Below are 24,950 nucleotides of genomic sequence, written 5' to 3'. Positions count from 1 at the left end.
CGCCTGAAAACAGGCGGCAAAGCCGCGCCGGAACTGGTGCGGCGGGTTGCAGCCATTATCGGCTCACTTGTGACTAAAACGCAAAGATAAATTGATAAAAGCTTTCACTCATATCGATTTGGTTTAAATATACTGCGTACATAAAGTGTCTGATGCGATGCAAAAAGCTGCACGGTCTCAGGCACAATCATGAAAACAAGATCACCCAGTCCATTTTTCTTTTTGAGGAGTCCAGCATGACGCAACTGAAGCTGCCCACCGGCATGGAAATCTCCGGCGAGATCAAGCCGGGTTACGAGAACGTCCTGACCTTTGAAGCCCTGTCGCTGGTCGCCAAGCTCTCGCGCGCCTTCGAAGGCCGTCGCCAGGAGCTGCTGGCCGCCCGTGCCGAGCGCGTCAAGCGCCTGGACGCCGGCGAGCGCCCCGACTTCCTGAAGGAAACCGAATCCATCCGCACCGGCGACTGGAAGATCGCCCCCATCCCCGAAGCCCTGAAGTGCCGCCGTGTGGAAATCACCGGCCCGGTCGAACGCAAGATGGTCATCAACGCCTTCAACTCGGGCGCCGACAGCTACATGACCGACTTCGAGGATTCCAACTCCCCGGTGTGGGACAACCAGATCAGCGGCCAGATCAACCTGTACGACGCGATCCGCCGCACCATTTCGCTGGAATCGAACGGCAAGAGCTACAAGCTCAACGACAAGATCGCCACCCTGGTGGTGCGTCCGCGCGGCTGGCACCTGGATGAAAAGCACGTCACCCTGGACGGCAAGCGCATTTCCGGCGGCATCTTCGACTTCGCCCTGTTCCTGTTCCACAACGCCAAGGAGCAGCTGGCACGCGGCGCCGGTCCGTACTTCTACCTGCCCAAGATGGAATCGCACCTGGAAGCGCGTCTGTGGAACGACATCTTCGTGATGGCCCAGAATGAAATCGGCCTGCCGCAAGGCACCATCAAGGCCACCGTGCTGATCGAGACCATCACTGCCGCCTTCGAGATGGAAGAAATCCTGTACGAGCTGCGCGAGCACAGCGCGGGCCTGAACGCCGGCCGTTGGGACTACATCTTCTCCTGCATCAAGAAGTTCAAGAACGACAAGGACTTCTGCCTGGCCGATCGCGCCAAGGTCACCATGACTTCGCCCTTCATGCGCGCCTACGCCCTGCTGCTGCTGAAGACCTGCCACAAGCGCGGTGCCCCGGCCATCGGCGGCATGAGCGCGCTGATCCCGATCAAGAACGATCCGGAAAAGAACGCCATCGCCATGCAAGGCATCATCAACGACAAGCGCCGCGACGCCACCGACGGTTACGACGGCGGCTGGGTGGCGCACCCGGGCCTGGTCGAAGCTTCCATGAAGGAATTCGTGGCCGTGCTGGGCGACAAGCCCAACCAGTTCGAAAAACAGCGTCCGGACGTCGAGGTCAAGGCGGCCGACCTGCTGAACTTCCAGCCCGAAACCCCGATCACCGAAGCCGGCCTGCGCTACAACATCAACGTCGGCATCCACTACCTGGGTGCCTGGCTGGCCGGCAACGGTTGCGTGCCCATCCACAACCTGATGGAAGATGCGGCCACCGCCGAAATCAGCCGTGCCCAGGTGTGGCAGTGGATCCGCAGCGCCAAGGGCAACCTGGAAGACGGCCGCAAGGTCACCGCCGACATGGTGCGCGCGATGATTCCGGAAGAGCTGGCCAAGGTGAAGCAAGTGGCAGGCGATGGCCCGACCTACGACCGCGCGGCCAAGATCTTTGAAGAAATGTCCACTTCCGAGACCTTCGCCGAGTTCCTGACGCTGCCGCTGTACGAAGAAATCTGATTCAGATCCGCCTCAGCGCAAATGAAAATCCCCGCCACTCGCAAGAGGGCGGGGATTTTTTTGATGCCCATCACTTCACTTTGCGAAAGTACGAAAGCGAAGGACGAAAAAAATCCCCGACGAGTCGGGGATTTTTTTTCAGCTTGAAAGCTTAAGCAGCCGGAACGATGTTCGAAGCTTGCTTGCCCTTCGGGCCGGTGGTCACTTCGAAGGAAACGCGTTGGTTTTCCTTCAGGGACTTGAAGCCATTCGACTGAATAGCCGAGAAGTGAGCGAACAGATCTTCGCCACCTTCATCGGGAGTGATGAAACCAAAACCCTTTGCATCGTTGAACCACTTGACGGTACCAGTTGCCATTACGGACTCCTAAATTTAATTGATTGGGGCTTGCGCCCGGCTCTTTATCGTTACTCGGGAGGAATGACAGCGAAGAACCGCACTACCAGCTCGAATCCTAACGACGCGACGATTATACTCATTAAATCGAGAATGCAAGCCATTTTCGGTACGAAACTTCCATTAAAAGTTTTAATGGCTGATTCTGGTGCTTTAGATTTCTTTCAGTGCCGGGAAATGGTGCGCAGAACCGGCTTCAATCCCTTGTCTGGTGCGGGTTTCGGCGTGTCAGTGAATGTCCTACGTGCGCTTGTCGGGAACTTTCTGACGCCGCTTTTCAGCCGTTTTGCCGGTGGATCAGCACAACCGCTTCGGTCGCAATCCCTTCTTCACGCCCCAAAAAGCCCATTTTTTCATTGGTTTTGGCCTTGATATTCACTTGCCCTTCAGAAATCCCGAGGTCGGCGGCGACGTTGGCCACCATGGACGGGATGTGCGGTGCCATCTTGGGCGCCTGGGCGATGATGGTGGCGTCCACGTTGCCCACGGCGTAGCCGGCGGCGGCCAGGCGCTTGGCGGCTTCGCGCAGCAGCACGCGCGAGTCGGCTCCCTTGAATTGCGGATCGGTATCGGGGAAATGGCGGCCGATGTCACCCAGCGCGGCTGCACCGAAGAGCGCGTCGGTGATGGCGTGCAGCAGGGCGTCGGCATCCGAATGGCCCAGCAGGCCCTTTTTGTGCGGGATGGTGACGCCGCCCAGTATCAGCGGGCGGCCTTCCACCAGCGCGTGGCAGTCATAGCCCTGGCCGATGCGGAAAGGGAAGGGGGAAGAAGCGTTCATGCGTGCGGACCTTTCAGGAAGAATTCAGCCAGCGCGGCGTCCTGCGCCAGCGTGACCTTCAGATTGCGGGGGCTGCCCTCCACCAGGCGCGGACGCAAGCCCAGCATCTCGATGGCGCTGGCGTCGTCGGTGATCTCGCCCAGGCGGCCTTGTTCTTGCGCCTGATGCAAGGCGCGCTGCAGCAGGGCATAGGGAAACATCTGCGGGGTCTGTGCCGCCCACAGGCCGGCGCGCGGCACGGTCTCCTGCGAGCGGGCAGGGGCGCCGCCATCGCCGCGCTTCAAGGTGTCGACGACCGGCACCGCCAGCAAGCCACCGATTTCATCGTCTGCCAGGGCATCCAGCAGGCGATCCAGCAGCGGCGCGTCCAAACCGGGGCGGGCGGCATCATGAACCAGTACCCGGTCGGCATCGGCCACCCGGTCACGGATGGCGCTGAGGCCATTGAAGACGCTGTCCTGGCGCGTCGGCCCGCCTACCCGCAGGATGCTCACGCGTTGCAACAAATCTGGCGTCATCAGGGAGTCAATCCAGCCATCCTCGGCACTGACCACCACGAAGGTATGGGCGATCCGTGGGTGGTCCGCGAAGGTCTGCAGCGCATGCAGCAGCATGGGTTTGCCTGCCAGCGGCATATATTGCTTGGGGATCTGGACGCCCATACGCGCGCCCACGCCTGCGGCGGGAATGAGCGCAAAGTGGCGGGGCGGGGAAGAAGCGGACTGCGAAGGGTTCATGCCATGCACCTGGCCCGACGCCCGCCTGGCGGCGGCTTGCGATGGGGCCTTCGTTTATAATGAGAGGCTGAATTCTAATGCCAATCCCTTGCAAGCGACCGGCATTTTGCGGCGCTGCCAGCATGGCCACCGCGGCCGGGCCTGCGCCGTTGCCTTGCTCGAATCAAGTCCAAACCAAGCCGATCCTCCCGATCCTGATGTCTTTTGACCCGAAAAAAAGCCTGCCCAAAGCAGGTGTGCGTTTCCAGCCTCCCGCCGTGCACGGTTCTGCCGATGCCTATCTGCTGGCCCAAGCCGCGCTGGCCCTCAAGGCCGAAGGCCGCATGCTGGCCGTGGTGGTGGCCGGGGCCACCGATGCCCAGCGCCTGCTGGCTGAAATCCCCTGGTTCCAGCCCAAGGAAGGCGAGCGCCTGCGTTGCCACCTGCTGCCGGACTGGGAAACGCTGCCCTATGACGCCTTCTCGCCGCACCAGGACCTGGTCTCCGAACGCCTGGCCACGCTCTATGAAGTGCAGTCCGGCCAGTGCGACCTGCTGATCGTGCCGGCCACCACAGCCTTGCTGCGCATGGCGCCGCCGCAGTTCCTGGCGGCCTATACCTTCTTCTTCAAGCAGGGCGAAAAGCTCGATGAGGGCAAGCTCAAGTCCCAGCTCACCCTGGCCGGTTACACCCACGTGGGCCAGGTCATGTCGCCGGGCGAATATTCAGTGCGCGGCGGGCTGATCGACATCTTCCCCATGGGCTCGGTGCTGCCCTATCGCCTGGACCTGTTCGGCGACACCATCGAGACCATCCGCACCTTCGACGCCGATACCCAGCGCTCGCTTTATCCGGTGCCTGAAGTGCGCCTGCTGCCGGGCCGCGAATTCCCCATGGACGAGGCCTCGCGCCTGGCCTTCCGCAATCGCTGGCGTGAAGTGTTCGAGGGTGATCCGTCGCGCTCGGCCATCTACAAGGACATCGGCAACGGCATCGCCTCGGCGGGCATCGAATACTACCTGCCGCTGTTCTTCGAAGAGACGGCCACGCTGTTCCAGTACCTGCCGGCCAATGCCATGTTCGCCACCGTGGGCGACATCGAACAAGCCATCAAGCGCTTCTGGAGCGATACCCGCTCGCGTTGGACCTTCCTTCACGCCGACCGCGAGCGCCCGGTGCTGGAGCCGCGCGCCATCTACCTGGACGATGAAGATTTCTTCACCCTGCTGAAACCCCACGCCCGCTGGGTGCTCAAGACCGATGATGCGCCTTCGGCCATCTCGGCGCCGCTGCCCAACATCGCCGTGAACCGCCGCGCGGAAGACCCGCTGGTCAACCTGCGCAGCTTCCTGCTCAAGGGGGCCGAGCGCGTGCTGATCTGTGCCGAAAGCAATGGCCGGCGTGAAACCCTGCAGCAGTACTTTGCCGAATACGACCTGCATCCGGCGCTGTGCGATGACTGGAATGATTTCCTCTGCAGCAATGAGCCGCTGATGCTGGGCGTGGCCCCATTGCATGCCGGCTTCGTCACTGCCGGCGGCCTGGCGCTCATCACGGAGACCGAGCTGTACGCCGGCAGCGGCCGCCGCGTCGGCAGCCGCAAACAGCAGGCCGCCACCGATGTGGAATACATGGTGCGCGACCTGTCGGAATTGAAGATCGGCGACCCGGTGGTCCACAGCAGCCACGGCATCGGCCGCTACATGGGCCTGGTCAGCATGGACCTGGGGGAGGGAGAGACCGAGTTCCTGCATCTGGAATACGCCAAGGAGACCAAGCTCTACGTCCCGGTGTCGCAACTGCACGTGATCTCGCGCTACTCCGGCGCCTCGCCGGAAGACGCACCGCTGCACGCACTGGGCTCGGGCCAGTGGGAAAAGGCCAAGCGCAAGGCCGCCCAGCAGGTGCGCGATACGGCCGCCGAACTGCTGAACCTGTACGCCCGCCGCGCGCTGCGCCAGGGCCATGCCTTCCAGTATTCGGCACATGACTATGAAGCCTTCGCCGACAGTTTCGGTTTTGAGGAAACGGCCGACCAGGCCGCCGCCATCAATGCCGTCATCAAGGACATGACCGGCGGCAAGCCGATGGACCGCCTCATCTGCGGCGACGTCGGCTTCGGCAAGACCGAAGTGGCCCTGCGCGCCGCCTTCGTGGCGGTGATGGGCGGCAAGCAGGTCGCCATCCTGGCCCCGACCACGCTGCTGGCCGAACAGCATGCCGCCACCTTCGCCGACCGTTTCGCCAACTGGCCGGTCAAGATTGCCGAACTGTCGCGCTTCCGCACCGGCAAGGAAGTCACGCAAGCCATCAAGGGACTGGGCGATGGCACCATCGATATCGTCATCGGCACCCACAAGCTGCTCTCCGATGAAGTGAAGTTCTCGCGCCTGGGCCTGGTCATTATCGATGAAGAACACCGTTTCGGCGTACGCCAGAAGGAAGCCCTGAAATCGCTGCGCGCCGAGGTCGATGTGCTCACGCTGACCGCCACGCCGATCCCGCGTACGCTGGGCATGGCGCTGGAAGGCCTGCGCGATTTCTCGGTGATCGCCACCGCGCCGCAGAAGCGCCTGGCCATCAAGACCTTCGTGCGCGCCGAACAAGAATCGACCATCCGCGAAGCCTGCCTGCGCGAATTGAAACGCGGCGGCCAGGTCTACTTCCTGCACAACGAAGTGGAAACCATCGCCAACCGCAAGGCCGCGCTGGAGCAGCTTTTGCCGGAAGCGCGCATCGGCGTGGCGCACGGTCAGATGCACGAACGCGACCTGGAGAAGGTGATGCGCGACTTCGTGGCGCAGCGCTTCAACATCCTGCTCTGTACCACCATCATCGAGACCGGCATTGACGTGCCGACTGCCAACACCATCATCATGCATCGCGCCGACAAGTTCGGCCTGGCGCAGCTGCACCAGTTGCGCGGCCGCGTCGGCCGTTCGCACCACCAGGCTTATGCCTACCTGCTGGTGCAGGATGTGCAGGGCTTGTCCAAGCAGGCGCAGCGCCGGCTGGAAGCGATCCAGCAGATGGAGGAACTGGGCAGCGGCTTCTATCTCGCCATGCACGATTTGGAAATTCGTGGTGCCGGCGAAGTGCTGGGCGACCATCAGTCGGGCGAGATCCACGAGATCGGTTTCCAGATGTATTCGGACATGTTGAACGAAGCCGTGCGCGCCCTGAAGGATGGACGCGAACCGGACCTGGCCGCGCCGCTGTCGACCACCACCGAGATCAACCTGCATGCGCCTGCGCTGCTGCCCAATGACTTCTGTGGCGACGTGCATGAGCGCCTGTCGCTCTACAAGCGCTTCGCCAACTGCGAGAAGGCCGACGCCATCGACGCCTTGCAGGAAGAACTGATCGATCGCTTCGGCAAGCTGCCCGATGCCGCCAAGGCCCTGATCGAAACGCACCGCCTGCGCATTGCCGCCAAGCCGCTGGGCATCATCAAGATCGATGCCCATTCCGAAGCGGCGCTGCTGCAGTTCGTTCCCAACCCGCCGATCGACGCCATGCGCATCATCGAGCTGGTGCAGAAGAATCGCCAGGTCAAACTGAATGGCCCCGACAAGCTGCGCATCACGGCCAACATGCCGGACCTGAATGCCCGCGTGCAGCAGGTCAAGGCGACCATGAAAGCACTCACCGGTTGAGTGCTTTTCTGGCCGCGCTACAACGAATCCCATCGCACCCATGAATCAACAGAACAACATGAACCTGATCCTGCAAGCCCCCAAGCAACACGCCGTGCCGTCTTCCGCCATCGAGTCCATCGCTGCCCTGGCCGGTGGCCGCGCCGAGCGCATTGCAGACGACCGCGTACCGGATGCCGATGCCTGGCGTGTGGCTGGCGTGAGCCAGAGCGATGCGCTCAAGGCCAGCATCGATGCGGCTTGCCTGCAGGCGCGCCTGGACTATGCCTTCATCGACGAGGGCCGCAAGCTGTCCGATTTCCGCCTGGTGGCCATGGACATGGATTCCACCCTCATCACCATCGAATGCATCGACGAGATCGCCGACATGCAGGGGTTGAAACCGCAGGTGGCCGAGATCACCGAAGCCGCCATGCGCGGCGAGATCGAGTTCAACGAAAGCCTGACCCGCCGTGTGGCATTGCTCAAGGGGCTGGACGCAGGCGCGTTGCAGCGTGTCTACGATGAGCGCCTGCAATTGTCGTTGGGCGCGGAAAACATGCTCAAGGCAGTGCAGGCCGCCGGCCTCAAGACGCTGCTGGTCTCAGGCGGATTCACCTTCTTCACCGACCGCATGAAAGCACGCCTGAAACTGGACTACACCCACGCCAACACGCTGGAAGTGGCCGACGGCAAGCTCACCGGCAAGGTGGTCGGCGGCATCGTCAATGCCGACGAGAAACGGGCGACAGTGGAACGCATCTGCCGCGAGATCGGTGCCGAACCAAGCCAGGCCATCGTCATGGGCGATGGCGCCAATGACCTGCGCATGATGGGCATCTCGGGCCTGTCGGTGGCCTTCCGCGCCAAGCCGGTGGTGCGTGCCCAGGCCAGCGTGGGCTTGAATTTTGTGGGCTTGGACGGCATCTTGAACCTGCTGGCCTGACGTCGGGGCCGGCTTCCCCCTCATTTCAGGAGACGCGATGAACCAGGAACTGGTATTCGACCCACAGACCCAGACCGGCCGTGACCTGGTCTGGTGGCTCTACCTGGCGCATGCCGCCTGCCTGGTGTTTTCGCTGGGCATGCTGTCGTGGCTGCCCCTGATCGTCAATTACCTCAAGCGCGGCGACGTGCGCGATACCTTCCTTTACACCCACCATCGCTGGCAGATCCGTTCCTTCTGGTGGTACCTGTTCTGGCTGTTCGCCGGCGGCGTGCTGTGGGCGACGGTGATCGGAATCCCGGTGGCGATTCTGGTGTTCTCGCTGGCCTGGATCTGGAAAGCCTACCGCCTTATCAAGGGCTTCCTCGACCTGCAGGACAACAAGCCCATGCCGGTGTGATCCCGCCGATCGGCTGACGCACTCAAACGGCACCTGCGGGTGCCGTTTTTATTTCCTTCAGGCAAAGAATCATTGCGCAAGGGATAATAGTGATATTGAAAGATTTCAATGATAATCTCGAAGTATTACTAGGCCGCACTAATCCGCAACCGATCGCACTAGAGGGCCCGGGTTAGCCACAGGCGAACTTTCGTTCATGCGCACCTCACGAAGGCGCGCCAGGGCGGGGTGCTCATTCCAAAGGGGGAAAACTGCGCATGAAGAACTGGACGATCAAGCAACGCATCCTCGGGAGCTTCGGGCTCATCCTGCTGCTGATGGCACTGATGGCCGGGATTTCGGCGGTCAACCTTGGCCACATCGAGAAGGGGGCGACGGCGCTGCGCAACGACTCCACCCCCGGTCTCTACTACAGCACCCAGATCAACGCTGCGTGGTACGAAAACCTGCTGATGACCCAGCAGATCATTCAGATCGATGCCAATGATGCCGAGCGCCAGGCTGACCTGGCACTGCTGCGCCGCAACGCCGAACGCCTCGACCGCTTGCAGGAAGATTACGACAAGACCATCTTCAGCGATGCTGACCGCAAGCTCTTCGAGCAATTCAAGGACACGCGGCAGAAGTACCGTGCCGTCGTCAGCGAGGTGCTGAAGATGGACTTCAGCCAGCGCGCCCCGATCGACAAGATCGTCAACGAGCAGATTCGTCCGCAATGGCGTACCGGCTATCAACTGACGCAGCGCATGGTCGAGACCAACAAGGGCATCGCCGACGACGCCGCCCAGCGCATCGGCGATGCCGTCAACTCGGCCCAGTTCACCCTGATGAGCGCGCTGATGGCAGCGCTGCTGGTGGCGCTGGTGTGCGGCTTCTTCCTGATGCGCGCCATCAACGAGCCGCTGCAGAAGCTCATGGGCCTGCTCGACATCATGCGCTCGGGCGATTTCTCGCGCCGCGTGGCGCTGGACCGCAAGGATGAGTTTGGCGTGCTGGGCAACGGCTTCGACCGCATGACCGATGAGCTGACCGCGCTGGTTTCGCAGGCGCAGAAGTCCTCGGCACGCGTGGCGACGTCGGTCACCGAGATCGCCGCCACGGCCCGCCAGCAACAGGCCACCGCCGCCGAAACGGCTGCCACCACCACCGAGATCGGCGCGACCTCGCGCGAGATCCATGCAACCTCGCGTGACCTGGTGCGCACCATGAATGAAGTGTCGGTGGTTTCTGAACAGACTTCGGCGCTGGCCGGCAGCGGCCAGGCGGGCCTGACCCGCATGGGCGACACGATGCAGAATGTGATGGATGCGGCCGGGTCGGTCAGCGCCAAGCTGGCCATCCTCAACGAGAAGGCGGGCAACATCAACCAGGTCGTGACCACCATCACCAAGGTGGCGGACCAGACCAACCTGCTGTCGCTGAACGCCGCCATCGAGGCCGAGAAGGCCGGCGAGCATGGCCGCGGCTTCTCGGTGGTAGCCACTGAAATCCGCCGCCTGGCCGACCAGACTGCCGTGGCGACCTACGACATCGAAGTCATGGTCAAGGAAATCCAGTCGGCCGTGGCAGCCGGCGTCATGGGCATGGACAAGTTCTCCGACCAGGTACGGCGCGGCATGCAGGATGTGCAGACCGCCGGCAGCCAGTTGTCGCAGATCATTGCCCAGGTGCAGGCACTCGCGCCGCGCTTCCAGATCGTCAACGAAGGCATGCAGGCCCAGGCCAGCAGTGCCGAACAGATCAACCAGGCGCTGGTGCAGCTCTCCGAAGCGGCCCAGCAGACCGTGGAGTCGCTGCAGCAATCGAGCCAGGCCATCGACGAACTGAACGTGGTCTCCAACGAATTGCGCAATGGCGTCTCGCGCTTCAAGGTGACGGACTGAGCGCCGCACCGGTCCCGCCCAGCGTGCTCATGAGCCAGTCCCTGCATCTGCTGTTTTCCCTGGGGGAAGAGCGCTATGCCTTGCCCACCGCCGAGGTGGCGATGGTATTGCCGCTTTCCCCCTGCAAATCGCTGCCCGGCGCACCCGCATGGGTAGCCGGGCTGCTGCCGCATGGCAGCGGCCACGTGCCGGTGATCGACCTGTCCATGCTGGCGCTCGGTCATCCCGCTCCGGCGCGCGTGAGTACGCGCCTGGTGCTGGTGCATTACCGCCACGCGCAGGCGCTGCCGGTGCTGCTGGGCCTGATCCTGCCGCAAGCTACCGATACGCTGCGCCTTGATCCGGCCCACTTCACGCCGGCCGCCGTTCGCAATGAGGGAGCCCCCTACCTCGGGCCTGTCATGCCGTATCAGGGCGGACTGCTGCAGCGGGTGGAAGTGGGCGACCTGCTCGACCCGGCTACGCGCGCCTTGCTCTACCCGGAGGTGCCGGCATGAAGAGCCTGCCGCTGATCGCCGACAAGCTCAAGGCCGTCATGGGCCTGGACATGGCCACCGTCGGCAGCAGCCTCATCGAACGGGTAGTGCGCGAGCGCATGGCGGCGCTGGGCATCGCGGACGATGGCCACTATCTGGCACGGCTGCAGGGGTCGGCCGCCGAGTTGCAGGCCCTGATCGAACTGGCCGTGGTACCGGAGACCTGGTTCTTCCGCGACCGTGAAGCCATTTTCGCCGTGGCGAGGCTTGCGCGGGAGCGGCTGCTTTCGCAGCCCGATGTGCCGGTGCGTATTCTGAGCCTGCCATGCTCCACTGGCGAAGAACCGTATTCGGTCGCCATGGCCCTGCTGGAGGCGGGCGTCATGCCGTCGCAGTTCGTCATCGACGCTTACGATATTCGTACCCGCTCGCTGGAGATCGCGGCGGCCGGTGTCTATGGCCGCAATTCCTTCCGGGGACAGGCCCTGGGTTTTCGGGATCGCCATTTCATGACGGTGGAGCAGGGCTGGCAACTGGAGGAAGCGATCCGGCGCCAGGTGCGTTTTGCGCCCGGCAATCTGCTGGCACCGGATTTGCTGCGGCAGGCTGCGCCTTACGATTTCATCTTCTGCCGCAACGTGCTGATCTACTTCGAGCGCGAGGTGCAGCGCCAGGTGGTGAGCCTTCTGGAAAGCCTCATGAAACCGGATGCCGTGATCTTCGTCGGTCCGGCCGAAGGCGGCCTGCTGCTCAGTCCGCGTCTGGAGTCGGCCGGCATTGCACTGGCCTTCGGTTTCCGCAAGCGCGTGGCGGTGGAGAAACCGGCCTGGCGCGAGACAGTATTGGCAGCAGCGCAGCCGCTGTTGGCTGCGCCTGTTCCGGCACGCCGGGCGCGTCCGGCCGCGTCGGCGTTGGCCGCTGACTCAGGAATCAACGCCTTCGCTGCGCCCGTGCCAGCACCGATGTCAGCAAGCAGCCAGCCCTTGCTGCAGCGTGCTCGTTTGCTGGCCGATGCAGGACAGTTCGCGCAAGCGGCTGCCTTGTGCGAACAAGCCATCGAAGAGCAGGGGCCGAGCGCCGACGCTTTCTATCTGCAGGGTCTGATTCACGATGCCGGCGGTGACGCCGGGCAGGCCCAGCGTTGCTACCGCAAGGTGCTGTACCTGGCACCGCAGCACCAGGCGGCTTTACTGCAACTGGCCGCCCTGCTGCAGGCGCAAGGTGATACCGCAGGAGCCGAGCGCCTGCGCCAGCGCGCCAGCCGTGTGACGACGACCGAGGAGCCGCATCATGGCTGAGCCGACGCTGACCCCGCCGCACGCGCCCCTCGAGGATTGCTGGAACCGCATCGGCACCAAGGGCGACGGCAGCTGCCCCGAACTGGCGCATCACATCCGCTGCCTGAACTGCCCGACTTTCGCGCGTGCCGCCTTGCAGCAGCTCGATCGGGTGGAGGCATCCCGCGAGGTGGCGCAGCAGTGGGCGCGCGCCGGTGCGGCCGAGGAAGATCAGGAAGATCGCACCGTGCTGGCGTCGGCCCTGGTGGTGCGCATTGCCGGTGAGTGGCTGGCGATTGCCACGTCCGTGGTGCAGGAAGTCGCCGGGAACCGGCCCCTGCACAGCTTGCCGCACCAGCGCAACACCGCCATTGCGGGCGTTGTGAACATTCGCGGCAGCCTGCGCATCTGCGTCTCGCTGGCCCGGGTGTTCCAGCTGCCTGATGACACGCCGGCCCCGCATCTGCTGGTGGCGGCGCACGAAGGGCAGATCCTGGTGTTTCCGGTGGAAGAGGTGGCCGGAGTCCATCGCTATGCAGCCGACAGCCTGGCCCCGGTGCCGACCACGCTGGCCCAGGCGGCCATCCAGTACACGCGCGGCATGGTGGAGTGGCGCGGCCGTCCCATCGGCCTGCTCGACCACGAATTGCTGTTCTACGTACTCAACCGGAGCATGACATGAGTACGCCCGATCTGAGCCAGATGTCCATGCTGGACCTGTTCCGCTTCGAGGCGGAAAGCCAGATTGCCCAGCTCAATACCAGCCTGCTGGCGCTGGAGCAGCAACCGACGGCGGCCGAGCATCTGGAAGCCTGCATGCGTGCCGGCCATTCGCTCAAGGGCGCAGCCCGCATCGTCGGCCTGGAAGCCGCCGTCAAGGTAGCCCACGTGCTGGAGGACTGCTTCGTCCTGGCGCAGCAGGGCAAGCTGCGGCTGGAGAAAAAACATATTGATGTGCTGCTGCGCGGGGCCGATCTGCTGGGACGGATCGCCTCGCCGCCGGACGGCGACGAAACCTGGGTCGACCACGCCGGCAGTCCCGAGGTGCAGGCTTTCCTGCAAGCCTTGCCGGCCGTAATGAGTGGTGCGGATGCCGATCCCTGGCCTGCGCCCTCCGCCGCACTGCAGGAGGCCTTCGCGGCCGAGGCGGCTGCGCAGCCACCAGCGCCGGCACCGTCGGCCGTAGTGACGGAGCCGCCACAATCCGGAGCAAGCGCGCCCATCGTCAACCAGACTGCTGCCGCGCGCGCCGTGCGCGTCAGTGCGGACAGCCTGGACCGGCTCCTGAGCCTGACCGGCGAATCGCTGGTGGAATCGCGCCGCCTGAAACCCTTCTCGGCCAGCATGCTGCGCATGAAGCGCGTGCAGCGCGAGGCCGTGCAGGCACTGGACCTGCTGCAACAGAAGCTGGCCGCCAGCCAGCTCGACGAATTCGCCCAGACCACGCTGGCCGAATTGCGCGCGCTGATGCAAACCAACCAGCAACTGCTGGGTGAACAATTGATTGCGCTGGATGCCTTCGACCGGCGTTCGGTCAATCTCTCGCAACAACTGTATGACGAGGCGCTGGCCTGCCGCATGCGGCCCTTTGCCGATGGCACCGCCGGCTTTGCGCGCATGGTGCGCGACGTCGGCAATGCGCTGGGCAAATCGGTGCGGCTGGACATCAGCGGCACCGCCACCCAGATCGACCGCGATATTCTTGAAAAGCTGGAAGCACCGCTCGGCCATCTGCTGCGCAACGCGGTGGACCACGGCATTGAGGACGGCAGCACGCGCCGTGCGGCCGGCAAGCCGGAGCAGGGTGTGGTGCGGCTGGAGGCAAGGCACAGTGCGGGCATGCTGTTGATCGAGGTGGCCGATGATGGTGCCGGCATCGACCTGGACGAATTGCGCCGCACGGTGGTGGCGCGCGGCCTGGCGACCCAGGACATTGCCGAGCGCCTGTCGGACGCCGAATTGCTGGACTTTCTGCTCTTGCCCAGCTTCAGCCTGCGCGAGACCGTCACCGAGATTTCCGGACGCGGGGTCGGTCTTGATGTGGTGGCGGACATGCTCAAGCAGGTCCGCGGTACGATCCGTATCACCACACGGCCGGGGCAGGGCAGTCGTTTCCTGCTGCAGTTGCCGCTGACGCTGTCGGTGATTCGCAGCCTGCTGGTGGAGATCGCCGGTGAACCTTATGCGTTTCCGCTGGCCTACGTAAATCGGACCTTGCGTTTGCCGGCCGAGGCCCTGCAGACCCTCGAAGGCTACCAGCACTTCAGCCACGGTGGCCGTCAGGTCGGCCTGGTCAGTGCGCACCAGGTGCTGCAACGTGGCCAGTGGCGCGTCCGGGACGGCAGTGTCTGCGTGGTGGTGATCGGCGAGGAGGAACACAGCTACGGCATCGCGGTCGATGCCTTCCTGGGCGAGCGCATGCTGGTGGTGCAACCGCTGGATGCACGCCTGGGCAAGATTCCCGACATCCTGGCCGGTGCGCTGATGGAAGATGGCGCGCCCTTGCTGATCCTGGACGTGGCCGACTTGCTGCGCACGGTGGAAAAGCTCACCGCCTCGGGACGGCTGCAGACGGTCGACGCGGATCCTGCCGGTGCGGCGGCCGTCGCGGTGCGCAAGAAAGTGCTGGTGGTGGATGATTCACTCACCGTGCGCGAACTGGAACGCAAGCTGCTGACCAACCGGGGCTATCAGGTCACGGTGGCAGTGGATGGCATGGATGGCTGGAATGCCGTGCGTGCCGAGCATTTCGACCTGGTCATCACCGATATCGACATGCCGCGCATGGATGGCATCGAGCTGGTCACCCTGATACGCGGCGCGCCGCAATTGCAGGCGCTGCCGGTGATGATCGTGTCGTACAAGGACCGTGAAGAGGATCGGCAGCGTGGCCTGGCAGCCGGGGCCGATCATTATTTCACCAAGAGCAGTTTCCATGATGAAAGCCTGTTGCAGGCCGTCATGGATTTGATTGGAGAGGCGACAACGTGAAGATCGGCATTGTCAACGACACCCCCATGATGGTGGAAGTGCTGCGCCGGGTGATTGCCGAGAGTGGCCGCCACGAATTGATCTGGATCGCCCGCGATGGCGAACAGGCGGTGCAGATGTGCGCCTGGCAGTTGCCCGATGTGGTGCTGATGGACCTGCTCATGCCCAAGATGGATGGCGTGGAAGCCACCCGCCGCATCATGCAGGACACCCCGTGCCCCATCCTGGTGGTGACCTCCGACATGGATACCGGTGCTGCCAAGATCTACGAAGCCATGGGCTATGGCGCGCTCGATGCCACCCAGACCCCGGCACTCATCGGCGCGGCCGGCAAGCGCGATGCGGTGGCGTTGATCGAGAAGATCGACCAGCTCGGCTTGCTCAGCCCGGACGACATGGCTGCCCCGGTGCGCCTGCCGCTGCGTCCGCTGGCCCCGAATGTCCAGGGCGATCTGGCTCCGCTGGTGGCCATCGGGGCGTCGGCCGGCGGACCGGCCGCGCTGTCGACCCTGCTCAAGCAGGTACCGCGTGAATTCCCCGGCAGCATCGTGATCGTGCAGCACATCGATGCCGCCTTCGCGCCCGGCATGGCGCAGTGGCTGCAGCAGCAGTCGGTGCTGCGCGTGCGCCTGGCGGTCGAAGGCGATCTGCCGCGCCGGGGTGAAGTCCTGCTGGCGGGCAGCAATCATCATCTCGTCTTCAAGGAGGGCAGCCGTCTCGCGTATGTCGAGGGCGCGCCTACGGATGTCTACCGGCCATCGGTGGACGCGTTCTTCCATAGCATCGTGCGCCACTGGGATGGCAAGGCCACCGGCGTGCTGCTGACCGGCATGGGCCGCGATGGCGCAGCGGGCCTGAAGGCCCTGCGCGACAACGGCTATCACACCCTGGCGCAGGATCAGAAGAGCTGCGCCGTCTACGGCATGCCCAAGGCCGCCGTAGCGCTCAACGCCGCCGTCGATGTGCTGCCGGTCAGTGCCATGGCGGCACGGCTGCAGGCGCTGCTGGCCGGGGCGTGACGCAACTGAAATGAAGGAAAGCATGATGAGTTCGGTGCAAGCAACCGACACCCCGGGTGGCGGCCCCGTATTGCCCGCCGACGACTACAAGATCATGGTGTTGCTGGTGGATGACCAGGCCATGGTCGGGGAGGCGATCCGCCGCGCCCTGGCCAAGGAAGAGAACATCGACTTTCACTTCTGCACCCGCGCCGATGAAGCCCTGGCCGTGGCCGAGAAGACCCGTCCCACGGTGATCCTGCAGGACCTGGTGATGCCGGGCGTGGATGGCATGACCCTGGTGCGCCAGTACCGTGCCAGCGCGGTGCTGGCCAACGTGCCGATCATCGTGCTGTCCTCGCGCGACGATGCCGAAATCAAGCGCGATGCCTTCGCCGGCGGTGCCAACGATTACATGGTCAAGTTGCCCGATGTGATCGAACTGGTGGCGCGGCTGCGCTATCACTCGCGCTCCTACATCAACCTGCTGCAGCGCGATGCGGCCTACCGCGCGCTGCGCGAGAGCCAGCAGCAGCTGCAGAAGAGCAATTTCGAGCTGCAGCGCCTGACCAATACCGATGGCCTGACCGGCATCGCCAACCGCCGCTATTTCGACGACTACCTGGGCGCTGAATGGCGCCGCGCCCGGCGTGACGGACTGCACCTGTCCCTGCTGCTGATCGACGTCGATTTCTTCAAGCTGTACAACGACAACTATGGTCACGTCGCCGGCGATGCGGTGCTGCGCCGGGTCGCGCAAACGCTCGATGAAAGCATCCAGCGTCCGGCCGACCTGTCGGCCCGTTTCGGCGGCGAGGAATTTGCCATGATCCTGCCGCGCACCCCGCTGGAAGGGGCCCAGGCCCTGGGCCAGCAGCTGTGCCAGCTGATCGAGGCGAACCAAGTCCCGCATGAGCGCTCCAAGGTCAGTGCCTGGCTGACCGTGAGCATCGGTGCGGCCACCATGGTGCCGGCACCGGAGCAGGACATCCGCGAACTGATCGAGATGGCTGACCGCCGTCTCTACCTGGCCAAGCAGCAGGGCCGCAACCGGGTGGTCTGGCAGGATGGCTGAACGGACAAGACAAAAAAGGCAGCGCGCATCGCCTGCGCGCCGGCCACACGATAACGACAAGGGAAGGAAACCAGCATGCGCATCATCGCCAGCCTGGAAGAACTGAAATCCCTGGCAGGCCAGGAAGTGGCCACCAGCGAATGGATTGCCGTCACCCAAGAACAGGTGGACCGCTTTGCGGAGGCCACCGGCGACCATCAATGGATCCACGTTGACCCTGAACGTGCGGCCCGCGAGCTGCCCTACGGCGGCACGGTGGCGCACGGATTCCTGACACTGGCGCTGCTGCCGCGCCTGCTGTCGGAATCCATCAGCCTGGGGCCGGATGTACGCATGCTGCTCAATTACGGCTTGAATCGCGTACGCTTCCCGGCACCCCTGCCGGTGGGCCGAAAAGTGCGCGGCATCATCCGCCTGGAATCCACCGAGGACATCCCCGGTGGCGTGCAGCTGGCCTGGCTCATTACCGTGGAATGTGAAGGGTCCGACAAGCCCGTTTGCGTGGCGGAATTCCTGGTGCGCCGTTACTAGGCGAATCGCTCCACCTGACTGCGCGCATCCTCGCAGAAGCTCATGCATAGTGTGGCCTGATGGCATCGTCCTTGCCTGCCAGCACGGTTATTCGTGCGGGGCTGGATGAGAAACTGCCACGCATTGTCATAAGGTGCTAATGTCCATCCATACAGCGGCGCATCCGGTGTCGCCGCTGCGTCCTTGCCGATCCTGTTTCTCATGATGTCAGAACGCCCGCCCGTACAGGTTGACGCCGATGCCGAGTTCTACCGGAAGGCGCTCGCCTTCAACAACCTGACGCTGTCCTACATTGCCCGGGGTGCGCCGCTGGAGCAATTGCTGGACCGCATCGCCAGCGGTTTTTCGGGCAGCTATCCGCAACGTGCGCTGGCCATCTTCCTGTTCGATCCCCCGGCCCGCCGCCTGCGCGTAGGTGCCGCGCCGCGCGTGGCGCCGGCTTTCCTGGCCGAGCTGACGGCGCTGGCGGTGGACGATCCCGACACCCCGCAGTTCTGGCATGCCCTGACGGCTCTGGCGGCACGCCACGAACGCTCCCTGCTGGAAATGCTGCCGCTGCGTTCCTTCGCCGGCGAGGTCGCCGGCATCCTGACCATCTGCGCCGCCAACGATGCGCCGGGCGACGCCTCCCATCTGGAGCAGGCGTACCGCGACACCGTGGGCGCGGCCGTGTCGATGGCCATGCTGGCGATCGAGCGCTCCCTGGTGCCGGTCCATGCGCGGGTCAAGAGCGATCCGCCCGGCGAGGCCGACGAGCGCATGGCGCTGGCCATCGAGGGTAGCGGTACCGGCATCTGGGACCGCAATGCCGTCACCGGCGAGATGTATTATTCGCGCGGCTGGAAAGCCATCCTGGGCTACGAGGACTGGGAGCTTTCCAGCCATCTGCAGGATGCCTACCAGCGCATTCACCCGGATGACCTGCCTTATGTGCAGGAGACCATTCGCCAGCATTTCGCCTCACGATCCGATACTTACCAGGTCGAGCACCGCATCCGCTGCCGCGATGGCAGCTACAAGTGGATCAGCAGCCGCGGCAAGGTGGTGGCGCGCGATGCCGAGGGCAATGCGCTGCGCATGATCGGCACCACCACCGACATCACCGAGGTGCGGCGACTGACCGAGAAGCTGGCCAAGAGCAGCCGCATGCTCGATTACCTGACCAGTGAAATTCCCGGCATGGTGTTCCAGTTCCGCGTGCCCCCGGGCGAGCGGGGTTACTTTACCTACGTCAGCGAAGGCGCGCGCGAAACCTACGGGCTCACCCCCCAGCAGTTGCTGGAAACACCCGTCATCATCGATACCGTCATTCATCCTGAAGACATGCCGCTCTATGAAGCGGCGCGTCAGGCGGTGCTGGCCGGTGCTTCGCACTGGATGCTGGAGTTCCGCGTGATCACCCCCGGCAACGGTGTGCGCTGGCTGCGCGGCCAGGCAAGGCCGCGCCGGCTGGAGGATGGCACGACGCTGTGGCATGGCTTCATCAGCGACATCAGCGAAAGCAAGGCCTTCGAACTGGAACTGCAGGAATTCGCCCTGACCGATTACCTCACCCAGCTGCCCAACCGCCGTTTCTTCATGCAACGCCTGCAGGCAGAGTACAACCGCCTCCAGCGCGGCGTGCTCGACACGGCCGCGGTACTGATGTGCGACCTGGATCATTTCAAGCGCATCAACGACAGCCTCGGTCACGCCGTCGGCGACCAGGTCCTGAAGCATTTTGCGCAAGTGCTCAGGAGCCAGCTGCGCAAGACCGACACCGCCGGACGGCTGGGGGGAGAGGAGTTCGCGGTGATCCTGGCCGGTGCCAATCTGCACGCCGCGGCCGAATTCGCCATGCGCCTGCAGGCCAGCTTTGCCAGCCAGCCCATGCTGCATGAGGGCAGGGAAGTGGAGGTGACGCTGTCGATCGGCATCGCCCTCATGCAGGGCGATTGCGCCGGCCAGGAGCAGGTCCTGCGCGCGAGCGACGATGCCCTTTATCGCGCCAAGGAAAAAGGGCGCAACCGTTTCGAGTTTGCGCCCTTTGCCTGTCCCTGATGCGGTTGCCGCAGGCGGGCCGGATAGCCGCCCGCGGCAATGTCCGATCAGCGTTTCTGGTACTGGCTTTTTCCGAACAGCAATTCCTTGGCCTTGTCATCGTGCAGCGGCTTGCGCTTGTCGGCCAGCACGGTCACGCCGCGCTGCACCGCCGGACGTGCGCTGATGGCATCGAACCAGCGCTGGACGTTGGGGAAGTCCGCCAGATCGATGCCCTGGTTCTTGTGCGAACGGGTCCACGGGAAGCAGGCGATATCGGCGATGGTGTAGTTCTCGCCAGCCAGGTAGGCGTGCTGGCCTAGCTGCTTTTCCATCACCTGGTACAGGCGGCGCGCTTCGTTGCTGTAGCGGTTCACGGCGTATTCGATCTGCTCCGGAGCATACAGGCGGAAGTGGTGCGCCTGGCCCAGCATCGGCCCCAGGCCACCCATCTGGAACATCACCCATTGCAGCACTTCATACTTCTCACGCACGGTCTCGCCGAGGAAGCGTCCGGTTTTGCCAGCCAGGTAGATCAGGATGGCACCGGACTCGAACAGCGAGATCGGCGCACCGTCCGGACCATCGGGATCGACGATGGCGGGGATCTTGTTGTTGGGCGAGATCTTCAGGAATTCGGGCGTGAACTGGTCACCGGCACCGATATCGATGGCATGCGCGGTGTAGGGCAGTCCACATTCTTCCAGCATGATGTGAACCTTGTGGCCGTTGGGCGTGGCCCAGCTGTAGACGTCGATCATGGCGTTCCTTTTTTGCGTGTCGTGTTGAGGGGGGAAGTCACGTTACGGAAAATATATAAACGATTTGCGCACCAGCCGTGTTACAGCTTGGCCAGCCGGTCCAGCGCCAGTTGCAGCGTCTCATCCTTCTTGGCGAAGCAGAAGCGCACGATGCCCGATTCCCTGGGCGTGTTGTAGAAGGCCGAGACCGGAATGGCGGCCACGCCGATTTCACTGGTGAGCCACTTGCAGAATTCGGCCTCGGACTGGTCCGAGATGGCGTCGTACTTCACGCACTGGAAATAGGTGCCTTGCGAGGGCAGCAATTCGAACCGGGTGTTGGCCAGTCCTGTGCGGAAAAGGTCACGCTTCCGCTGGTAAAACGCCGGCAAATCCAGGTACGGTGCCGGGTTCTTCATATACTCGGCCAAGCCATACTGCACCGGCGTGTTGACGGTAAAGACGTTGAACTGGTGTACCTTGCGGAATTCGGCAGTCAGCGCAGCGGGGGCCGCCACATAGCCGACCTTCCAGCCGGTGACGTGATAGGTCTTGCCGAAGCTGGAATTGATGAAGCTGCGCTCGGCCAGCTCCGGATGGCGCGCCAGCGATTCATGCGGCTGGCCGTCGAAGACCATGTGTTCATAGACTTCGTCGGAGAGGATCAGAATATCGGTGCTGCGCACGATGTCGGCCAGCGCGTCCACGTCGGCCGCGCGCATGACGCTGCCGGTCGGGTTGTGCGGGGTGTTGACCATGATCATGCGGGTCTTGCGCGTGACCGCTGCGCGGACCTTGTCCCAGGGGATGCTGTAACCCGCCGCGCCCACTTCCATCTGCACGAACACCGGCACGCCACCGGCCAGCTCGATGGCCGGCACGTAGCAGTCATAGACCGGCTCGATCACGACCACTTCGTCACCCGGATGCACCGCGCACAGTACCGAAGTCAGGATGCCTTGGGTGGCTCCGGCCGTGACGGTGATCTCGGAGACCGGATCATAGCGGTGGCCGTAGAGCCGCTCCACCTTGTCGGCGATGGCTTCGCGCAGCGGCAGCACGCCGGCCATGGGCGGGTACTGGTTCAGGCCGTCCTGCATGGCGCGGGTGACCGCATCCACCAGGGCCGGGTCGCAATGGAAATCGGGGAAGCCCTGTCCCAGGTTGACCGCGCCTTTTTCGCTGGCCAATGCAGACATGACGGTGAAGATGGTAGTGCCCACCTTGGGCAGCTTGGTGACGATGTTGGGGGTGCTCATTGCAGCGGGCTCGTTCTTGTGATGGTCGCAAGCCCGCTATTCTAGCCGCATTCGCGGCCGCCTTCAGATGGCCGCATCAAGGAAGGCATCGGCGCGCCAGAGCTGGGGCGGCACGATGGCAAACAGGCCGCGCTTGACGGTGCGCTTGCCCAGCTTGAGGACCGCCTTGTCCTTGCTGACCAGCACGTGGGCCTGGCATTGCAGGGCCAGTTCGAGGAATTTCTGGTCGTCGCGATCGGTGCAGATGGGCAGGCCGAAGGTGTTGACCTGAGCCAGCGGCAGACACCGCAGCAGGCGGTCGAATTCAGCGCAGATCGCGGGTTTGGTCTCGGCAGTGATCGGCAGATGCGGATAATCCAGCACGGCCAGCCACTCGCTGCGGCAATCCTCGCGGGTGTAGGCCTCCACGGTCCCTTGTTCCAGCGCGGCCTGCAGCGCCGCCCAGCGCGGATCGCGGAAGACGAACAGGTCGAGGCAGACATTGGTGTCCAACACCACCCGCTGACGTCCGGCGGGGACGTCAGCGGGTGTGCCGGAGGGAAAGGACGGTGCAGGGGAGAGAGAGGGTGTTGCCTGGATGCTCATTGAATTGAAAACTAGTTGTCGATGCCACGTTGTCCGGGTAGCGGCGCTTCCTGCTTGCCGAAGAGCTCGCCACCGGTTTCGAGCGCATCATACCCCTGATCGGTGACGCGCCAGAAATTGTGCATGTCGACCGCCGCCAGGCCGCGATCATAGAGCAGGCGCAGATGATGCAGGATCACCTCCGGGGCCACCTGGCCGGGCAGGGCACTCTGGATCTTTTCCACGTCGCCGTAGAGGGTACCGAAGGATGCCAGTTGCTTCAGGATTTCGCCCATGAGGGCTTTGTCGCGTTTCATGATGTCCTCCTTGCCGATGGCCGGCGGGATCAGGCGGGCAGCCTGTGCAATTCGTCTTGCTTGTTCACCATGGACAGCGAAATGCCGGCAAAGTGCCGACAGACTGCCCCTGCAAGAGCACCGGTTGACTGCAACAGTGCGCTCCTGACAGCTTGCATGCTGCCAGTCTTGTTGATTAACGGCAAGTCCGCTGCCCAACTTGAACAGGCCTCCATCCCCGGGCCGGCTCAGAATTGTTCCCAGTCTCCCTCCTCCGCAGACGGTGTCTTGGCCGACTTGCCTGCCTTGGGGGCAGGGGCGGCCGGCAGTGCCGGTGCCGCTGCGGCTTTGCGGACGGCTGGCTTGGGTTGCGGCCGCGGCTGCGGTTTGGGCGACAGTGCAGCAGACCGCGCAGCCACCGGGGCCGCCTGCGCGGCGGCATGGGCGCGCTCCAGCTTGAACACGCTCACCAGTTCCGACAGCCTGCCCGCCTGCTCCTGCAGCGAGCCGGCCGCTGCGGCGGCCTGTTCCACCAGCGCGGCGTTCTGCTGGGTCACCTCATCCATCTGGGTGATGGCCAGGTTGACCTGCTCGATGCCATTGCTTTGTTCGGAACTGGCGGCGGTGATCTCGCTGACGATGTCGGTGACGCGGCGCACGCTGGCGACCACTTCGGTCATGGTGCTGCCGGCTTGCTCCACCAGGCGGCTGCCGGTATCGACCTTGGCCACGGAATCATCGATGAGGGTCTTGATCTCCTTGGCGGCGGCCGCCGAGCGCTGCGCCAGCGAGCGCACCTCGGAGGCCACGACCGCGAATCCCCGGCCCTGTTCGCCTGCGCGGGCCGCTTCCACGGCGGCGTTCAGCGCGAGAATGTTGGTCTGGAAGGCAATGCCGTCGATGACGCTGATGATGTCCACGATCTTGCGCGACGAGGCATTGATCGCCCCCATGGTATCGACTACCTGCGACACCACGCTGCCGCCCTGGGTCGCCACATCGGAAGCCGAATGCGCCAGCTGGTTGGCCTGGCGGGCATTATCGGCATTCTGCTTGACGGTGGAGGTGATCTCTTCCATGGCCGAGCCGGTTTCCTCCAGAGAGCTGGCTTGCTGCTCGGTACGGCTGGAGAGGTCGAGGTTGCCGCTGGCGATTTCGCGGGAGGCGGTATTGATGGTGTCTGTTCCTTCACGAACCTGCGTCACGATACGCAGCAGGCTGTCGTTCATGGCCTTCAGAGAGCCCATCAGGCGGCCGGTTTCGTCACGTCCGGCAGGCTGGATATGTACCGTCAGGTCGCCTTCGGCCACCCGTTCGGCCACGTGCATGGCTTCCTGCAAGGGGCGCGAGACGATCCGGGCCACCCAGGTCGCCAACAGCAGGCCCAAGCCGATGCAGGCGGCCAGCAGTACGCCGATCAGCAGGCGGGAATTTTCATAGCGCACCTGGGCATCGTGGTCCGTCTTCTCGCTGGCGTCGATATTGATGGCCACGGCCTTGTCCATGTTCTCGAACAAGCGCAGGTAGACCGGCGTGATCTGTTTCATCAGCAGCTCGCGTGCGGCATCGGTCTGTTGCCCGCGGACCAGTTTGGCCAGCTCCTGATGCTGTTTGGTGAAGACCGCCAGGTCGCTCTTGATGGCCGTGAAATAGGTACGTTCGTCGGGCATGTTGACCAGCGGCTCGTACTTGTCGAGCGCCTTGTTGAGCCCGGCCAGCATGTCGCTGATGACTTTTTCATTGGCTTCCACGTTGGCCTCGTTGCCGGGCAGCAGGTGCTGCAGTTGCACGGTGCGGATGCGGGCCAGTGCCACCTTGGCTTCCAGCGGATAGCGCACGCTGGGCAGGGAATTGGTCGCAATCTCGGTGGACGCATCGTTGACGCGCGAGAGTTGTACGATGGAAAACACCCCCAGCACGCCGGTCAGCAGCAGGATGGTGGCGAAGGTCAGGAGCAGCTTGCGGGCGATGCGCAGATCGTAGAACCAGTTCATGGCGTTTCCTTGGCGTGGGATCAGATGGGATGCGGCGCGGCAATGCAGGCGGGGGCTCGGGCGCTGGATGGCAGGCAGAGGCGGATTGCCATTTTCGTCCAATGCTTCAGTGTAGGAGCCGGGTGCCAGGGATCAAAGCCCCAACAGCC

21 protein-coding genes are annotated in these 24,950 nt (G+C 63.7%); 13 read left to right on the top strand and 8 right to left on the bottom strand.

Annotated features, from left to right (window positions below; genetic code table 11):
* Positions 1-236 precede the first annotated feature (236 nt).
* Positions 237-1,823, top strand: coding sequence for a malate synthase A (gene aceB / locus J2X56_RS06935; protein WP_204726666.1), 1,587 nt, complete (start codon positions 237-239; stop codon positions 1,821-1,823).
* Between the two features lie 151 nt (positions 1,824-1,974).
* Here aceB and J2X56_RS06930 read toward each other — a convergent pair whose 3' ends face one another.
* From J2X56_RS06930 to ispD, 3 genes are all read right to left on the bottom strand, one after another.
* A complete protein-coding gene (locus tag J2X56_RS06930) occupies positions 1,975-2,181 on the bottom strand; it encodes a cold-shock protein (protein WP_006464465.1) in 207 nt (68 codons plus the stop codon).
* Positions 2,182-2,497: 316 nt separating this feature from the next.
* Positions 2,498-3,001 carry a 2-C-methyl-D-erythritol 2,4-cyclodiphosphate synthase gene (ispF, locus tag J2X56_RS06925; RefSeq protein WP_039785097.1) on the bottom strand — a complete coding sequence of 168 codons (504 nt, stop codon included), beginning with the start codon at positions 2,999-3,001 and terminating at the stop codon, positions 2,498-2,500.
* Positions 2,998-3,738, bottom strand: a complete 741-nt coding sequence (ispD, locus tag J2X56_RS06920; protein WP_310159121.1) for a 2-C-methyl-D-erythritol 4-phosphate cytidylyltransferase — start codon at positions 3,736-3,738, stop codon at positions 2,998-3,000. The genes ispF and ispD overlap by 4 nt, the downstream gene beginning before the upstream one ends.
* Positions 3,739-3,935: 197 nt before the next feature.
* Here ispD and mfd point away from each other — a divergent pair, with 197 nt between their 5' ends.
* From mfd to J2X56_RS06860, 12 genes are all read left to right on the top strand, one after another.
* The gene (gene mfd, locus J2X56_RS06915) at positions 3,936-7,373 is read left to right on the top strand and encodes a transcription-repair coupling factor (protein ID WP_310159118.1); all 3,438 of its coding nucleotides are present in this window, start codon (positions 3,936-3,938) and stop codon (positions 7,371-7,373) included.
* Between the two features lie 40 nt (positions 7,374-7,413).
* Positions 7,414-8,298 carry a phosphoserine phosphatase SerB gene (gene serB, locus J2X56_RS06910; RefSeq protein ID WP_310159116.1) on the top strand — a complete coding sequence of 295 codons (885 nt, stop codon included), beginning with the start codon at positions 7,414-7,416 and terminating at the stop codon, positions 8,296-8,298.
* A gap of 37 nt (positions 8,299-8,335) precedes the next feature.
* A complete protein-coding gene (locus J2X56_RS06905; protein WP_034337781.1) occupies positions 8,336-8,698 on the top strand; it encodes a membrane protein in 363 nt (120 codons plus the stop codon).
* A gap of 257 nt (positions 8,699-8,955) precedes the next feature.
* Complete coding sequence (locus J2X56_RS06900) at positions 8,956-10,581, top strand: methyl-accepting chemotaxis protein (RefSeq protein ID WP_310159109.1); 1,626 nt, start codon at positions 8,956-8,958, stop codon at positions 10,579-10,581.
* 29 nt (positions 10,582-10,610) lie between these two features.
* Positions 10,611-11,078, top strand: coding sequence for a chemotaxis protein CheW (locus J2X56_RS06895; RefSeq protein WP_039785106.1), 468 nt, complete (start codon positions 10,611-10,613; stop codon positions 11,076-11,078).
* Positions 11,075-12,355: a CheR family methyltransferase gene (locus tag J2X56_RS06890; protein ID WP_310159102.1), complete on the top strand. Its 1,281-nt coding sequence runs from the start codon at positions 11,075-11,077 to the stop codon at positions 12,353-12,355. The genes J2X56_RS06895 and J2X56_RS06890 overlap by 4 nt, the downstream gene beginning before the upstream one ends.
* A complete protein-coding gene (locus J2X56_RS06885; protein ID WP_310159099.1) occupies positions 12,348-13,016 on the top strand; it encodes a chemotaxis protein CheW in 669 nt (222 codons plus the stop codon). The genes J2X56_RS06890 and J2X56_RS06885 overlap by 8 nt, the downstream gene beginning before the upstream one ends.
* On the top strand, positions 13,013-15,325 hold the full coding sequence (locus tag J2X56_RS06880) for a hybrid sensor histidine kinase/response regulator (protein ID WP_310159096.1): 2,313 nt from the start codon (positions 13,013-13,015) through the stop codon (positions 15,323-15,325). Before J2X56_RS06885 ends, J2X56_RS06880 begins: the two co-directional genes overlap by 4 nt.
* On the top strand, positions 15,322-16,344 hold the full coding sequence (locus J2X56_RS06875; RefSeq protein ID WP_310159093.1) for a chemotaxis response regulator protein-glutamate methylesterase: 1,023 nt from the start codon (positions 15,322-15,324) through the stop codon (positions 16,342-16,344). The genes J2X56_RS06880 and J2X56_RS06875 overlap by 4 nt, the downstream gene beginning before the upstream one ends.
* 25 nt (positions 16,345-16,369) lie before the next feature.
* Positions 16,370-17,398 carry a diguanylate cyclase gene (locus tag J2X56_RS06870; RefSeq protein ID WP_310159091.1) on the top strand — a complete coding sequence of 343 codons (1,029 nt, stop codon included), beginning with the start codon at positions 16,370-16,372 and terminating at the stop codon, positions 17,396-17,398.
* A 75-nt stretch (positions 17,399-17,473) separates the two neighbouring features.
* Positions 17,474-17,929, top strand: a complete 456-nt coding sequence (locus tag J2X56_RS06865) for a MaoC family dehydratase (protein ID WP_209535406.1) — start codon at positions 17,474-17,476, stop codon at positions 17,927-17,929.
* Between the two features lie 201 nt (positions 17,930-18,130).
* Positions 18,131-19,969 carry a diguanylate cyclase gene (locus tag J2X56_RS06860; protein WP_310159085.1) on the top strand — a complete coding sequence of 613 codons (1,839 nt, stop codon included), beginning with the start codon at positions 18,131-18,133 and terminating at the stop codon, positions 19,967-19,969.
* Between the two features lie 47 nt (positions 19,970-20,016).
* Here the strand turns inward: J2X56_RS06860 and J2X56_RS06855 are convergent, their stop codons facing one another.
* The 5 genes from J2X56_RS06855 to J2X56_RS06835 form a co-directional block, all read right to left on the bottom strand.
* The gene (locus tag J2X56_RS06855; RefSeq protein ID WP_310159083.1) at positions 20,017-20,709 is read right to left on the bottom strand and encodes a glutathione binding-like protein; all 693 of its coding nucleotides are present in this window, start codon (positions 20,707-20,709) and stop codon (positions 20,017-20,019) included.
* 80 nt (positions 20,710-20,789) lie between these two features.
* On the bottom strand, positions 20,790-21,947 hold the full coding sequence (locus J2X56_RS06850) for a pyridoxal phosphate-dependent aminotransferase (RefSeq protein WP_310159081.1): 1,158 nt from the start codon (positions 21,945-21,947) through the stop codon (positions 20,790-20,792).
* A 63-nt stretch (positions 21,948-22,010) separates the two neighbouring features.
* The gene (locus tag J2X56_RS06845) at positions 22,011-22,532 is read right to left on the bottom strand and encodes a putative toxin-antitoxin system toxin component, PIN family (protein ID WP_310159079.1); all 522 of its coding nucleotides are present in this window, start codon (positions 22,530-22,532) and stop codon (positions 22,011-22,013) included.
* Between the two features lie 11 nt (positions 22,533-22,543).
* Positions 22,544-22,828 (bottom strand): hypothetical protein, encoded by a 285-nt coding sequence (locus tag J2X56_RS06840; RefSeq protein ID WP_121041957.1) that lies wholly within the window; start codon positions 22,826-22,828, stop codon positions 22,544-22,546.
* Positions 22,829-23,055: 227 nt separating this feature from the next.
* Positions 23,056-24,801 (bottom strand): methyl-accepting chemotaxis protein, encoded by a 1,746-nt coding sequence (locus J2X56_RS06835; protein WP_310159076.1) that lies wholly within the window; start codon positions 24,799-24,801, stop codon positions 23,056-23,058.
* Positions 24,802-24,950: the final 149 nt, after the last annotated feature.

The organism is Herbaspirillum sp. 1173, from assembly GCF_031455335.1.
In the GTDB taxonomy this organism is placed as follows: domain Bacteria; phylum Pseudomonadota; class Gammaproteobacteria; order Burkholderiales; family Burkholderiaceae_D; genus Herbaspirillum; species Herbaspirillum huttiense.
The sequence above is the reverse complement of the archived record's forward strand: the minus strand, read 5'-3'. Positions and strand labels throughout refer to the sequence as shown.